The organism is Nocardioides sp. SRI_004 (assembly GCF_057586415.1).
This window is the reverse complement of record NZ_JBYCZV010000005.1, coordinates 19,364-33,922: the sequence shown is the minus strand read 5'-3', so window position 1 is coordinate 33,922 and position 14,559 is coordinate 19,364. Positions and strand designations below refer to the sequence as shown.

The following is a 14,559-nucleotide window of genomic DNA, read 5'->3' as shown; positions in this document are numbered from 1 at the left end:
CAGTGAACCTGCCTACTTGTTCTCGCAGGGTTATTGGTTCGAGTCCAATCGGGGGAGCCAGCACCACCACGAGCCCCGCACGGACTGCACGTCAGACCGGCGGGGCTCTCGCATTCCGGTGATGGCTCACCAGCAATCAGCGTCCGGGCTAGAGTCCGGGGCCATGGCGGACGGTGTGTTCGGAGCGGCGTTCCGCGATGCCCTCGACGACCGGGGGATGAGCCTGGGGGCGCTGCAGCGCTCGCTCGAGGCGCGCGGCACCCGGGTCAGCCTCGCCACGCTGAGCTACTGGCGCTCGGGCCAGCGCGAGCCGGAGCAGGAGGGCTCGCTGCGCGCGCTCGCCGAGATCGAGCAGATCCTGCAGCTGGACCCCGGTGAGCTGGAGAGCCTGCTCGAGCGCCGCCGGCACCGGGTCGCGCCCAACCTGCTGGCCGACCTCAGCGAGGACCACGAGCGGATCCGCGACCTGCTCGGCGAGCTCGGCTTCCGCTCGCCCTCGGACCGCCTGATCGACCGCGAGGTCACCCTCAAGTACGAGCTCGGGCCCGACGGCGCACCCATCCGGTCGACGTACGTCGTCGTGGTCGAGTCGATCCATGCCCACGCCGACCGGCGGGCGAGCGTGCTGACGGTGCGGCCGGGCGCGGAGACCCCGCAGATCACGCCCCTCGGGGGCTACCGCCTCGGCCAGCTCCACCACGACCGCGAGCGCGGCATCGTCGTGGGGGAGATGATCCTGGACCGGCCGCTGGTGGCCGGGGAGACCGCGCTGCTGGAGCAGGAGGTCGCGTACCGGACCCCTGATCCCGACGACAACTGCTACTTCTACTGGGCCGTGCGGAAGATGACCTCGGTCAGCCTGTGGATCCGCTTCCACCCCGACCTGGTCCCGGCCCGCTGCGAGTACTACACGGTCATCGACGGCGAGGAGCAGGTCACCGAGCTCGAGACCTTCGGCGCCAGCGTCAGCCGCACGGTCACGGGCTTCGGGCCGGGCACGCTCGGCATCCGCTGGCACTGGGACTGACGCCGTCGCGGTGCCGGGAGGATTTCCCTCCCACTCCGATCGGAACGCAACCGAAACGCCCTCCGGAGCGTCTTCCCCACCGTAGGGTGGCGACTCGGTTCAGTCGGAGGGACAAGAGAACAATGCGGGTGTCGGTCGTCCGGGTGTGGGGCGTCGCCGTGGGGGTCGGCGTCGTGGTCACCCTGCTCATGACGCTGCTCGCCCACTCGGGAGGCAGCACGGCCCGCCCGGGTCCTCCGGAGCCGGAGTTCTCCGGCCCGAAGCCCACCGTGGACGCCTCCGGGGCGGACGCGGGGCCGGCGACCCTGCCCGAGCGCCCCAATGTCGTCCTGGTCATGGCCGACGACATGCGGGTCGACGACCTCGCCTTCGCCCCCAACCTGCGCAAGCTGATCGCGGAGCACGGCGTCAGCTTCGAGAACTCCTTCTCGCCGTTCCCGCTGTGCTGCCCGGCGCGTGCCTCCTTCCTCACCGGTCAGTACGCCCACAACCACAAGGTGTGGTGGCACGACCCGCCCTACGGGTACGGCGCCTTCGACGACTCCCGCACGATCGCGACCTCGCTCAGCGAGGCCGGCTACCGCACCGGCTTCATCGGCAAGTACCTCAACCGCTACGGCCTGGCCCGCTCCAAGGTGACCGACGAGCCGTCGGCGACGTACGTGCCGGAGGGCTGGGACGACTGGCGCGCCGCCGTGGAGCCACCGGGCGACTCCGACATCCACGGCAACACCTACGACTACATGGACACCCCGTTCAACGTGAACGGCCGGATCGACAACGGCTACCGCGGCATCTACCAGAGCGACGTGATCGGCGACTTCTCCGTCGACATGGCCCGCAGGTTCGCCAAGCGGCGCTCGCCGTTCTTCATGTTCGTCAACTACGTCGCGCCCCACCACGGCATCCCGAACGCCGAGGACGAGCCCGATGTCGTCCACGACGAGAACGGCCACGAGCTCAGCGTCGTGACGCCGGCGGTGCCGGACTGGGTGCGCGGCAAGTTCGACGACCGGATCGACCGGGCGTCGGGGGTCGCGAAGACCGGCGAGCCGATCGAGACCGACGTCAGCGACAAGCCGAAGGCGCTGCAGCAGCGCTTCCAGCCCGAGGGCGACGAGGCGAAGGCGGCCCTGCTGTACGCCACCCGGCGCCGGGCCGAGGCCGTCTACGTGATGGACCGCAATATCGCCCGTCTCGTCGGTGAGCTGCAGCGCTCGGGCGCCTGGGACCGGACCGTCTTCGCGTTCACCTCCGACAACGGCATGATCATCGGCGAGCACGGCCTGGGCATGACCAAGGTCCGCGCGCACGAGCCGTCCCTGCGGGTGCCCATGCTCGTGACGGGACCCGGACTGCGGACCGCCCAGAAGAGGTACGACCCGATCACGACCGTCGACCTCACCGCGACCATCCTCGACCTCGCGGACGCGAAGGCCCCGCACCTCGCGGACGGGACCAGCCGCGTCCCGACCCTGGTGCACGGCGACCAGGGCTGGTCGACGCCCGTCGTGACCGAGGCGGTCTTCACGGCCCGCGGGCGCGATCCGCTCTTCACCGACCTGCGCAGCACGATCGGGATCCGGGTGAGCCGCTACTCCTACACCCGCTACCGCGGCGGTGACGCCGAGCTCTACGACCTCGTCGAGGACCCGCGCGAGGACACCAACGTCGCCGACGACCCGTCGTACGCCGCCGTACGACGCGCGCTCGACCGGCTGTGGCCCACGATCAAGGACTGTGCCGGGCGGGCGTGCGCGCCCCGCCTGCCGAAGGTGCTCGCGGCCGGTCCGAAGCAGGACCGCATCGACACCGACGCCTACTGGGCCGCGATCGACGCCGCGTACGGCTGGGAGGACTGACCGTGCCGGCGAACCGGCTCCGCCCGGTCCTCGTCGCCGTCGTGCTCCTGGTCGCGCTGGTGGCGGCGTCGACCGCAGCCACGATGCCGGGCAGCGCGCCGGAGGCCGGCGCCCCCGCGAAGGCGCGGGTGGGCGCCCCCGACCCGGCGCCCCGCGAGGTCCCGCCCCCTCGACGGCCCAATGTCGTGGTCGTCATGGCCGACGACATGCGCGTCGACGACCTGGCCTTCGCCCCGAACCTCCGGCGGCTCGTGGCGCGACAGGGACTGACCTACGAGAACGCCTTCTCGCCGTACCCGCTGTGCTGCCCGGCGCGCGCGTCCTTCCTGACCGGTCGCTACGCCCACAACCACGAGGTCTACTGGCACGACGCGCCCTACGGCTACGGCTCGTTCGACGACTCGCGCACCCTGGCCACCTCGATGCGGGCAGAGGGCTACCGCACGGGCTTCATCGGCAAGTACCTCAACGGCTACGGCGGCGACCGCTCCCGGGTGAGCGGCGAGCTGTCCACCCGCTACGTCCCGAACGGCTGGACGGACTGGCGCGCGGCGATCGAGAACAACGGCCGCGGCGAGTACGGCGGCGGCACCTACAACTACTTCAACACGCCGTTCAACGTGAACGGCCGGGTCGTCACCGACTACCGCGGGCGCTACCAGTCCGATGTCGTCGGCGACCTGTCGGTCGGGATGGCGCGGCGCTTCTCCGCCCGGCGCGCGCCGTTCCTCATGTACGTCAACTACGTCGCGCCGCACCACGGCGCGCCCTTCGAGTCCGACGACCCGCGCGACGTGCGGGGGACGGAGGGCAACCTCGTCGAGGTGGTCACCCCGGCCCGCCCGAACTGGGTCAAGGGCCGCTTCGACGACCTGGTCCGGCGCGCCTCCGGCGTCGCCCGCACCGGTGAGCCGATCGAGAGCGACCTCAGCGACAAGCCGCCCTCGATCCTGGCCCGCTCCGACCACCTCGGGCCACGGGCGCGGCGGGCGATCCTGCGGGCGACCCGGCAGCGGGCCGAGGCGGTCTACGTGATGGACCGCAACATCGGCCGGCTCGTCCGGGAGCTGAAGCGGTCGGGGGAGTGGGCCGACACGGTCTTCGTGTTCACCTCCGACAACGGCCTGATCCTCGGCGAGCACGACATGGCGATGCGCAAGGTCTTCGCCCACGAGCCGTCGCTGCGGGTGCCGCTGCTCGTGACCGGCCCGGGCATGCGGACGGGGGAGCGGCGCTACGACCCGGTCTCCACCGTCGACCTGACCGCGACCCTGCTCGACGCGGCCGACGCCAGCGCGCCCCGCACGGCCGACGGCGTCAGCCGCTGGCGCTCGATGCTGTACGGCGACCGGGGCTGGTCGACCCCGATCGTGACCGAGGCGATCAACACCGCCCGGGGGCGCAACCCCGACTTCACCGACCGCCGCTCCAGCGTCGGCATCCGCACCTCGCGCTACAGCTTCACCCGCTACCGCGACGGGGGCGAGCTGTACGACCTGCTCCTCGACCCCCGCCAGGACCGCAACGTCTACGCCGACCCGGCGTACGCCGCCGTCCGCGCGACGATGGACGGGCTGTGGACCCAGCTCAAGGACTGCAGCGGCGCGTCGTGCCGCACGCCGTTGCCCGACGGGCTCGCCGCGGACGCCGGCACCAACCGGCGCACGACCAGCGCGTACTGGAAGGCCATCCGGGCGGCGTACGGCTGGTAGACATCAGCTGGTGCTCGGACTCTGGTCGTCCTGCGGCTGGTCCTGTTGCTGGTCCTGCGGCTGGCCCTGCTGGCCCGGGGGCACGAAGTCCGGCCGGTCGCCCCGGCCGGGGCCACCCGGCCCGGGGAAGCCGCCCCGGCCGGGACCGTCCATCCAGTGCCGGCCCGGTCCGTCGCCGTGGTCGTCGTCGACCAGCAGCGTCGTCGCGACCCCTGCGCCGGCGCCGATGACCACCCCGGCGAGGGCGACAGCCACGAGTGAGCGGAGCGTGAAGGCGCGCTCGCGCCACCGGACCTTCGTCGGGACGGGGCCGGCCGCCGGCACCGGCTCGGCAGCCGCGACCGGCTCGGCAGCCGGGACCGGCGGGGGGACCTGCTCGGGAGCGCCCTGGGGCGCGGGCTTCTCGTCGTCGCTCATGCCAGCAGCATGCGCGCGACTCCTGTGGCGAACCTGTGGCCCAGCGATGGAAGTCCTTTCCTCCCGCACAAGCGACTCACAGCAACGGCACAGGTTGGTGGCACAGTCTGTGACCATGACCGAGACCGCCACCCGCCCGGACGGAACCCCGCTGCGCGCCCTCGTCGTCGACGACGAGGTCAACATCGCCGAGCTCGTCGCGATGGCGCTGCGCTACGAGGGCTGGGCGGTGGAGACCGCCCACACCGGCGGCGAGGCGGTCGCGGCGGTGCGCGGGCAGGGCCCTGACGTCGTGGTCCTCGACATGATGCTGCCCGACTACGACGGCATGGAGGTCCTGCGCCGGATCCGTGCCGACGACCCGTCGGTCCCGGTCCTCTTCCTCACCGCCCGCGACGCCGTGGAGGACCGGGTCGCCGGCCTCACTGCCGGCGGCGACGACTACGTGACCAAGCCGTTCTCGCTGGAGGAGCTCGTGGCCCGGCTGCGGGCCCTGGTCCGGCGTGCCGGCTCGGCCGTCGAGCAGAGCCGCTCGACGCTCGTCGTCGGCGACCTCGTCCTCGACGAGGACAGCCACGAGGTGACCCGTGGCGGCGACCAGGTCAGCCTCACCCACACCGAGTTCGAGCTGCTGCGCTACCTGATGCGCAACCCGCGCCGCGTGCTGAGCAAGGCGCAGATCCTCGACCGGGTGTGGAACTACGACTTCGGCGGCCAGGCCAATGTCGTCGAGCTCTACATCTCCTACCTACGCAAGAAGATCGACGCCGGTCGCGAGCCGATGATCCACACCATGCGGGGCGCGGGCTACGTGCTGAAGCCGGCGGGCTGATGCCGCGCCTCCTCCCGCGCTCGCTCACCTCGCGGCTGGTCGTGACCGCCGTCGCGCTGGTCGCGGTGGTCTCGCTGCTGATCGGTGCGGTCACCACCCTCGGGATGCGGGCCTGGCTGATGGACCGGCTCGACAACGACGTCCGGGGTGCCGTGAGCCGAACGGCGGGCGGACCGGGCGTCGGCGTGGGCAACCGTCCGCCGGCCATCCCTGGGGGCGACGACGGCGGACGGCGATTCTTCGGGCAGCCCGGACTGCTGAGCGTCTTCTACACCGACGCCGGAGACGTGGGGTTCGTCGTCTCCGAGCGTGGCGAGTTCACCTCGCTCGACGACGCCACGATCGACGCACTGCGTTCGGCTGTCGACGACCACGCCGAGACGATCGAGGTGCCGGGGCACGGCACCTATCGGGTGATGGCGGCCCGCACCGACACCGGCGGCGAGGTCCTCGCGGGCCTCCCGACCGACGACGTCGACGAAGCCACCCTCTCCCTCGTCCGGTGGGAGGTCGCGCTCGCCCTGCTCGGGATCCTCGCCGCGGCGCTGGCCGGCACCGCCGTCGTACGCCGCCAGCTGCGGCCGCTGACCGAGGTCGCCGCCACCGCCCACGCCGTGGCCGAGCTGCCCCTCGACGAGGGTGAGATCGGCGTCACCGAACGGGTGCCGGCCCACCTGACCGACCCACGCACCGAGGCCGGCCAGGTCGGCCTCGCGCTCAACCAGCTGCTCGCGCACGTCGAGTCGTCGCTGTCGGCCCGGCACCGCAGCGAGCAGCAGGTGCGGCAGTTCGTCGCCGACGCCTCGCACGAGCTGCGCACCCCGCTGACCACCATCGCCGGCTACACCGAGCTCGCGCGCAGGCAGGGCGACGCGGACACGGCGGCGGTCGCGCTGGCCAAGGTGCAGGAGGAGGCGGGCCGGATGACCGCGCTCGTCGAGGATCTGCTGCTGCTGGCGCGCCTCGACGCCGGCCGGCCGCTCGAGGCCGAGCCCGTCGACCTGACCCGGCTGCTGCTCGAGGCGGTCGACGACGCCCGCGTCGTCGCGCCGGACCACCGGTGGCAGATCGTGCTGCCCGACGACGGCGAGCCGATCGAGGTGACCGGTGACCGGCACCGCCTGCACCAGGTGGTCACCAACCTGCTGGGCAACGCCCGCAAGTACACCCCGGCCGGCACCGTGGTCACGGTGACCGCGCGGCCCGACGGCTTCGACGTCCACGACGACGGCCCCGGCTTCCCCGCCGACCTCGTCGGTACGGCGTTCGAGCGGTTCACCCGCGGCGACGCATCCCGGCACCGGTCGGACGGCGTCGGCCTCGGCCTGGCGCTGGTGCAGGCCATCGTGGCGGCGCACGGCGGCCACGTGACGCTGGCCAGCGTGCCGGGCGACACCGTCGTACGGGTGCGGCTCACAGCGTCCTCATAGGTCGACCAGACGAGCGGCACAGTCGCGGCCGACAGGGTCGGGGCCGTGATGAGAAAGCTGCTGCACCGGGCGCGTCCGCCGTGGCGCCGGCCCCGGCGACTGGTCCTGGTCCTCTCCGCGCTGGTGGTCGTCGCCGGCCTCGCCGGGGCCTGGCTGCTGCTGCGCGGCGACGAGCCGGCCGCGGCGTCCACGACGACGGCGACGGTGTCGACGCAGACGCTGAAGCAGACCGTGACGGCCAGCGGCACGGTGGCGGCCGCGACGACCGCCGACCTCTCCTTCGACGTCAGCGGCACCGTCACCAGGGTGCTCGTCGAGCCCGGCGACACCGTGAAGAAGGGCCAGCGGCTGGCGCGGGTCGACGACGACGTGCTCCAGGCGGAGCTGGAGGCCGCGCAGAGCTCGCTGGACGCTGCCGAGTCCGCCCGGTCCGAGCACGTCTCCGACGGTGCCTCCGACGTGCAGCTGGCGGCCGACGAGGCGGCGGTCCTCGCCGCGGAGTCGAGCCTCGCCGAGGCGCAGGACGCCGTCGACGACGCGGTCCTCCGCTCGACCATCGCCGGCACGGTGACCGATGTCGGCATCGAGGTCGGCGACAGTGCCGGCTCGAGCGAGTCGGGCCAGCCCAGCACCGGCACGACGTCCACCTCGACGGGCAGCGACACCTCCAGCGGCACGATCACCGTCGTCTCGACCGGGCACTTCGTCGTCGACGCCACCGTCTCCAGCAGCGACGTGGCGAAGGTCGAGAAGGGCATGCAGGCCGAGGTCACGGTGAGCGGGATCGACGAGACGGTGTACGGCACGGTCGCCGAGGTCGGCCTCGTCGCCGAGACCGACTCCTCCGGAGCCGCGGCCTTCCCCGTGACGATCGAGGTGACGGGCGAGCGCGACGACCTCTACGCCGGCACCTCCGCCGACGTCGCCGTCGTCGTCAGCCAGCGCGCCGACGTCCTCACCGTCGACAGCCGGGCGCTCCGGACCGACGGCGACACGACGTACGTCGAGAAGGTCACCGACAGCACCACGGGCGCCACCGAGCGGGTCACCGTCGAGACCGGTGAGACCTCCGGCCTGGTCACCGAGGTCACCTCCGGCCTGGCCGAGGGCGATGTCGTCCAGGTGCCCGGCTTCGCGGGTCCCGGCGGCTCGGGCGGTGACGAGCAGATGCAGGAGTTCCAGCGCCAGATGCAGGAGCGGATGCAGGACGGCGGCGGCTTCCCCGGTGGCGGCCAGGGCGGCTTCCCGGGAGCCCCGCAGTGACTGCGATCATCGAGCTCGAGGGCGTGCGCAAGACCTACCGGTCGGGCAGCGTCGAGTTCGAGGCGCTGCGCGGCATCGACACGTCCGTGCAGCCGGGGGAGTACGTCGCTGTGATCGGCCCGTCCGGGTCCGGCAAGTCGACCCTGATGAACCTGCTCGGCTGCCTCGACGTGCCGACCGAGGGCCGCTACGTGCTCGCCGGCGACGACACGTCCAGCCTCGACGAGGCGGCCCTCGCGGCCATCCGCAACCGGCGCATCGGCTTCGTCTTCCAGCAGTTCCACCTGCTGCCGTCGATGACCGCCCTGCCCAACGTCGAGCTCCCGCTCGTGTACGCCGGCGTCTCGCGCGCCGAGCGTCGCGAGCGGGCCGCGGCCGCGCTCTCCCGGGTCGGCCTCGCCGAGCGCCTCGACCACCGCCCGGGCGAGCTCTCCGGCGGCCAGCAGCAGCGGGTCGCCGTCGCCCGGGCGCTGGTCACGGAGCCCGCGCTGCTGCTCGCCGACGAGCCGACCGGCAACCTCGACTCCCGCTCGACCCACGACGTGCTCGGCCTCTTCGACGAGCTGCACGCCGCGGGGCGAACGATCGTGCTGATCACCCACGAGCCCGACGTCGCGGCCCGTGCCGGGCGCAACCTGGTCATCGACGACGGCCTGATCACCGAGGACCGCCTCGCGACTGGGGTGGTCGCCCGATGAGCTGGTGGGAGACCTTCCGCTCCGGCTTCGCCGCCATCCGGTCCCACCGACTGCGCTCGTCGCTGACGGTCCTGGGCATCGTCATCGGCATCTCGTCGGTGATCCTCACCGTCGGCCTCGGCCAGGGCGCGCAGCAGGAGGTCGAGGACCAGATCGACGCGCTCGGCTCCAACCTGCTGATCGTCTCGCCGGGCAGCAGCACCGACTCCTCGGGGATGCGTGGCGGCTTCGGGTCGGCCTCGACGCTCACCTACGCCGACGCCACCGCGATCGCCGACCCCGAGGCCGTGCCCGACGCCGCCGCCGTCGCGCCGACCACCTCCAGCTCGGTCTCGCTCGTCAACGGCGACACCAACTGGACCACCTCCCTCGTCGGTACGACGACCGCCTGGCTCGACGTGCGCAGCCGCGACCTGTCCGCGGGCCGCTTCTTCACGGCCGAGGAGGCCGCACAGGGTGCGGCGGTCACGGTGATCGGCGCCGACACGGCCTCGGAGCTGTTCGCCCGCCAGAGCCCGGTCGGACAGACGGTCACCGTCAACGGCACCCGCCTCACGGTCGTCGGCGTGCTGACCTCGTCGGGGGCGTCCTCGACCGGGACGAGCGAGGACGACCAGGCCGTCGTACCGGTGGGCACGGCGAGCCGGCTCACCGGCAGCACGTCCGACACGGTCTCGACGATCTACGTGGAGGCCGTGAGCGAGGAGACCCTCGCGGCGGCGTACCAGGAGGTGCAGGCGCTGCTCGCCAACCGGCACGGCGTGACGACGGCCGACGCGGACTTCTCCATCTCCACGCAGGACTCGCTGGTGGAGACGGCCAACGAGACCAACCGGACGTTCACGGTCCTGCTCGGCGGCGTCGCGGGGATCTCGCTGCTCGTCGGCGGGATCGGCGTCATGAACATCATGCTCGTCTCCGTCACCGAGCGGATCCGCGAGATCGGGCTGCGCAAGGCCCTCGGCGCCGCGCCGAACGTGATCCGCCGGCAGTTCCTCGTCGAGGCGTCCTTGCTGGGCCTGACCGGCGGCGTCGTCGGCGTCCTCATCGGCGTCATCGGCGCCCAGGTGCTGCCGCACTTCATCGACCAGGCCGTCGCGATCTCGGCGCTCGCGACCGTCGCGGCGCTCGCCACCTCGCTCGCCCTCGGCGTCGGCTTCGGCGTGTACCCGGCCAGCCGCGCCGCCCGACTCACCCCGATCGACGCGCTCCGCAGCGAGTGACGTGACCACCCCGAGGAGAACCCGACCCATGTCCCTGACCCACCTCACCCGCGCCGCCCGCCCCCTCGGTACGACGACCTGCGCCCTCGCGCTGGCCGTCCTCCTCGTGGGCTGCGGGTCCGACGACGCGACCGACACCGCCAGCGACTCCTCGCCGGCGGGCGCCGCATCGGGCGCCCCCGCGGGCGGCCCCGGCGCTGGTGGCATGCCGGGCGCCTTCGGCGAGATCGCCGCCGTCGACGGCGACGTGCTCCAGGTGCAGAGCCCGATGACCGGGCAGGTCGCCGTGACGGTCACGTCCGGCACCACGATCACCGACCAGGCCGCGGCGAAGCCGGCCGACGTGGCCGTGGGGGCCTGCGTCGTCGTACGCACGGCCGACGGCGACGACGCCGGCTCCGACACCGCGGCCACCGAGGTGACGGCCGCCTCGGTCGCGATCTCCGAGGGTGGCGACGACGGCTGCGCCGCAGGCTTCGGCGGCGGAGGCTTCCCCGGCGGCGGCGAGCGACCCACGGACCTGCCCACGGACCTCCCGTCGGACTTCCCGAGCGACGTGCCGTCGGGTGGACCCGGAGGCGGTCGCCCGGGCGGCGGCTTCGGCACCGTCGGCGCGGTGAAGTCGGTCTCTGCCGACGGCTTCGTCGTGGAGGGCCAGGACGGCGACGTCACGGTGACGGTCGGCGCGGACACGACGTACTCGAAGCAGGTCGCGGCCGACGCCAGCGCCCTCAGCGTCGGCCGCTGCGTCCAGGCGCAGGGCGACGCCGACGACACCGGCGCCGTGACCGCGGCGACGATCCGGGTCAGCGACAAGGTGGACGACCAGTGCGGCCGCTGATCCGCTCGCGTCGTGTGGCGCTCCCGCTGGCGGCGCTCGCGCTGGCCGGTGCGGGCGTCGCGGCGTACGGCGCCGTCGGCGACGACAGCGTCGACTACCGCACCGTCAGCGCGACCACCGGTTCCGTCGAGCAGGGGCTGAGCCTGTCCGGCACGATCTCCCCGAGCGGCAGCTCCGAGCTCGCGTTCGGCACTGCCGGGACGGTTGCGAAGGTGCGCGTCGAGCAGGGCGACACGGTCGAGGAGGGCGACGTCATCGCGGTCCTCGACCGGGCCTCGCTGCGCGCCGCGGTCGACCGGGCGGCCTCCGACCTGGCGTCGGCGAAGGCACAGCTCGCCGACGACCGCGAGGCGCAGACCACTGCGGTGACGACGTCGACGAGCTCCTCCTCGGCGTCGGCCACGGCGGGGAGGTCCGGCTCCAGCGGGTCCTCGTCCGGCGGTGCCCCGTCCTCGGGTGCCCCGTCCTCGGGTGCCCCGTCCTCGGGCACGTCCTCCTCGACGGCTGCCGTCGTGAAGCAGCTGACCGCGCAGCAGGACGCCGTCCTCGCGGCGCAGACGGCCGCCGGCACGGCGCTGTCCGCCGCCGGGACCGCGCTCGCCGACCAGCAGACGGCCTGTGCCGACCCGGTCACCACGACGGAGAGCACCGACGCGGCCACCGACGCGGCCACCGACTCGGCGACGGACGGCACCACCGCCGACGCCGGTACGACGACCACCGCCGTGCTCAGCGAGGAGTGCAGCGCGGCGCTGGTCGCCGTGCAGTCCGCGCAGGCGACGGCGAGCGAGGCCCAGACCGCCCTCCAGACGGCGCTGGAGACGCTCGGCAGCACGCTGACGGAGGCGCTCGGATCCGTGCAGGCGGACCCCTCGACGGGCTCATCGGGAGGCGGCTCGACCGGCTCCGGGAGCGCCCCGAGCGGCACCGGGTCCACCGGGGCCACCGGGTCCACCGGATCCACCGGATCCACCGGGTCCTCGGCGGCCGCGCCGGCCGGTGGCGCGTCCGGCCAGACCGTGACCGCCGCGACCCTCGCCCAGGACCAGGCGTCGATCGACCGCGCGAAGGCGGACCTCGCGGCCGCGGAGGCCGACCTGGCCGGCGCCGTCGTCCGCGCTCCCGCTGACGGGACCGTCGCGTCCCTCGTTGTCGCCACCGATGACGAGGTCGCGGCCGGAGACACCGTCGCGACGGTGGTCGCGCCCGGCCTGACCACGGTGAGCGTCGAGGCGACCGCGACGCAGGCCGCCCAACTGGAGCAGGGCATGGACGTCGAGGTCACCCCGGCCGGGGCGACCGAGGCGCTGGCCGGTGCGGTCAGCCGGATCGAGCACGTGGCGACGAGCGACTCCTCGACCGGCTCAGACCCGACGTACACGGTCGGGATCGTGCTCGACGAGCGCGACCTGCAGCTCCCCGACGGGATGCCGGCCTCGGTGACGGCGGTGGTCGGCGCCGCCGACGACGTCGTCGTGGTCCCGGCCTCCGCGGTCAGCAACGGATCGGTCACCGTGGTCGAGGACGGCGTGGCCCAGCGGGTCCGGGTGACCACCGGCATCGTCGGCGCGACGCAGATCGAGGTGACCGACGGGCTGGAGGCCGGCGACGAGGTGGTCCTGGCCGACCTCGACGCCGACCTGCCCAGCGGCGGCAGCGAGCAGGGAGGCTTCGGGGGAGGCGGCTTCGGGGGAGGCGGTGGCGGCTTCCCCGCCGGCGGCCCGCCGAGCGGCGTGTTCCGCGCTCCCTGACAAACCGCTGGCGCCCGGGGCCGGAGTGGGTCACGCTGCGAACGTGAGCACCTGGACCAGCGCAGTGTGGTCCGATGAGGAGTTCCTCGCCGGCCTGCACTCGTTCGTGGCGGACGCCGTCGGCGAGCCGGTCACGCTCGAGCCCGTCGGACGGCAGCCCTGGTCCGCGGTGTGGCGGGCGCACGCGGGCTCCGGGACGTCGTACGTCAAGCAGAACTGCCCGGGCCAGGCGCACGAGGCGCGGCTCGTCGCCGAGCTCGCGCGGATCGCCCCTGACCAGGTCGTGCCGGTGCTCGCCGCGGACGCCGGGCGCGACCTGCTGCTGACCGAGGACCTCGGGCCGACGCTCCAGGAGCTCGGGCGTGCCGCCGACGTCGACGTGTGGTGCCGCGTCGTCGCCGAGTCCGCGGCCCTCCAACGTCGGGTCGCCTCGGTCGGCTTCGACCCCGGACTGACGGTGATGGACCCGTCCGACGCGTCGACGTACGTCGCCGACGCGGTCGGCCGCCTCGCCGCGCTCCCGCCCGACGACCCCCGGCGGCTGGCGCCCGAGGTGGCGCACCGCCTCGAGCGGCTGCTGCCCACGGTGGACCGCTGGTCCGACCGTGTCGAGGACCTCGACCTGCCGTTGACCCTGGTCCACAACGACCTGCACGCGGCGAACGTCGTGCCCCTCGACGGTACCCTGCGCTTCTTCGACTTCGGCGACGCCGTCGTCGGCGAGCCGCTCGGCAACCTGCTGGTGCCGCTCTACATCGCCCAGGGCGAGCTGCACGCCACCCACGACGACCCGCGGCTGTGGCGCATCGCCGACGCCGGTCTCGAGGTGTGGAGCGATCTCGCTCCGATTGCCGCGCTCCGCGCCGCCCTGCCCGCCGCCCTGCAGCTGGCCCGGCTCGCGCGGGTGGAGTCCTGGCGGCGCTGCGTCGCGACGATGACCCGCGACGAGCAGGCGGAGTGGGGCTACGTCCCGGCCCGCTGGCTCGCCCTCCTGCTCGAGGCGCCGCCCGTCGAGGTCAGGCCGAGCGCGGCGCGTACATGATCACCGCGACGCCCACGAGGCAGACCAGCGCGCCGATCACGTCGTACCGGTCGGGACGGAAGCCGTCGGCCACCATGCCCCACACCAGCGAGCCGGCCACGAAGACCCCGCCGTACGCCGCCAGGATCCGCCCGAAGTGCGCATCCGGCTGGAGCGTCGCGACGAACCCGTAGGCGCCGAGGGCGATCACGCCGGCCCCGATCCAGATCCAGCCGCGGTGCTCCCGCACGCCCTGCCACACCAGCCAGGCGCCCCCGATCTCGGCGACCGCGGCGGCCACGAACAGGGCGATCGAGCGCAGCGTGTCCATGGGCCCATGCTCGCAGAGCCGGGCTCGCCGATCGCCGCGCACCAGCGATCCACCGTTCGATGCGGACCAGGGGCGGAGGCGACCGCCGAGGCTCGAACGGTGGATCCGTCGTGGGCCCCGGAGCGGCCACGCCGTCGCCCGGTCCCGCCGC

At 73.5% G+C, this 14,559-nt stretch carries 13 protein-coding genes; 11 read left to right on the top strand and 2 right to left on the bottom strand.

The window, feature by feature from the left end; genetic code table 11:
• The first annotated feature begins 163 nt into the window (after window positions 1-163).
• From AC2YHB_RS07905 to AC2YHB_RS07895, 3 genes are all read left to right on the top strand, one after another.
• Window positions 164-1,027 carry a helix-turn-helix domain-containing protein gene (locus AC2YHB_RS07905; RefSeq protein WP_036546400.1) on the top strand — a complete coding sequence of 288 codons (864 nt, stop codon included), beginning with the start codon at window positions 164-166 and terminating at the stop codon, window positions 1,025-1,027.
• A 128-nt stretch (window positions 1,028-1,155) separates the two neighbouring features.
• Window positions 1,156-2,889 carry a sulfatase-like hydrolase/transferase gene (locus AC2YHB_RS07900; RefSeq protein ID WP_487353743.1) on the top strand — a complete coding sequence of 578 codons (1,734 nt, stop codon included), beginning with the start codon at window positions 1,156-1,158 and terminating at the stop codon, window positions 2,887-2,889.
• 2 nt (window positions 2,890-2,891) lie between these two features.
• Complete coding sequence (locus AC2YHB_RS07895; protein WP_487353742.1) at window positions 2,892-4,601, top strand: sulfatase-like hydrolase/transferase; 1,710 nt, start codon at window positions 2,892-2,894, stop codon at window positions 4,599-4,601.
• Window positions 4,602-4,604: 3 nt separating this feature from the next.
• Here the strand turns inward: AC2YHB_RS07895 and AC2YHB_RS07890 are convergent, their stop codons facing one another.
• On the bottom strand, window positions 4,605-5,018 hold the full coding sequence (locus AC2YHB_RS07890) for a hypothetical protein (protein ID WP_487353741.1): 414 nt from the start codon (window positions 5,016-5,018) through the stop codon (window positions 4,605-4,607).
• A 115-nt stretch (window positions 5,019-5,133) separates the two neighbouring features.
• On the opposite strand from AC2YHB_RS07890, the gene AC2YHB_RS07885 reads away from it, so the two are divergent.
• From AC2YHB_RS07885 to AC2YHB_RS07850, 8 genes are read left to right on the top strand one after another with little or no spacing between them, the layout of a single operon-like run.
• A complete protein-coding gene (locus tag AC2YHB_RS07885) occupies window positions 5,134-5,850 on the top strand; it encodes a response regulator transcription factor (protein WP_036546396.1) in 717 nt (238 codons plus the stop codon).
• On the top strand, window positions 5,850-7,280 hold the full coding sequence (locus AC2YHB_RS07880) for a sensor histidine kinase (RefSeq protein WP_207006213.1): 1,431 nt from the start codon (window positions 5,850-5,852) through the stop codon (window positions 7,278-7,280). The genes AC2YHB_RS07885 and AC2YHB_RS07880 overlap by 1 nt, the downstream gene beginning before the upstream one ends.
• Window positions 7,281-7,328: 48 nt before the next feature.
• Window positions 7,329-8,543: an efflux RND transporter periplasmic adaptor subunit gene (locus AC2YHB_RS07875; protein ID WP_487353810.1), complete on the top strand. Its 1,215-nt coding sequence runs from the start codon at window positions 7,329-7,331 to the stop codon at window positions 8,541-8,543.
• Window positions 8,544-8,548: 5 nt separating this feature from the next.
• Entirely contained in the window at window positions 8,549-9,241 is a 693-nt protein-coding gene (locus tag AC2YHB_RS07870; protein WP_487353809.1) for an ABC transporter ATP-binding protein, read from the top strand.
• Window positions 9,238-10,464, top strand: coding sequence for an ABC transporter permease (locus AC2YHB_RS07865; protein WP_487353740.1), 1,227 nt, complete (start codon window positions 9,238-9,240; stop codon window positions 10,462-10,464). Before AC2YHB_RS07870 ends, AC2YHB_RS07865 begins: the two co-directional genes overlap by 4 nt.
• 28 nt (window positions 10,465-10,492) lie before the next feature.
• Window positions 10,493-11,305: a DUF5666 domain-containing protein gene (locus tag AC2YHB_RS07860; protein ID WP_487353739.1), complete on the top strand. Its 813-nt coding sequence runs from the start codon at window positions 10,493-10,495 to the stop codon at window positions 11,303-11,305.
• Complete coding sequence (locus AC2YHB_RS07855; RefSeq protein ID WP_487353738.1) at window positions 11,293-13,056, top strand: efflux RND transporter periplasmic adaptor subunit; 1,764 nt, start codon at window positions 11,293-11,295, stop codon at window positions 13,054-13,056. Before AC2YHB_RS07860 ends, AC2YHB_RS07855 begins: the two co-directional genes overlap by 13 nt.
• Before the next feature lie 43 nt (window positions 13,057-13,099).
• Complete coding sequence (locus AC2YHB_RS07850; RefSeq protein WP_207006209.1) at window positions 13,100-14,098, top strand: phosphotransferase; 999 nt, start codon at window positions 13,100-13,102, stop codon at window positions 14,096-14,098.
• On the opposite strand, the gene AC2YHB_RS07845 is transcribed toward AC2YHB_RS07850, so the two are convergent.
• Window positions 14,073-14,408, bottom strand: a complete 336-nt coding sequence (locus AC2YHB_RS07845) for a YnfA family protein (protein WP_036546381.1) — start codon at window positions 14,406-14,408, stop codon at window positions 14,073-14,075. The genes AC2YHB_RS07850 and AC2YHB_RS07845 overlap by 26 nt on opposite strands.
• Window positions 14,409-14,559 lie beyond the last annotated feature (151 nt).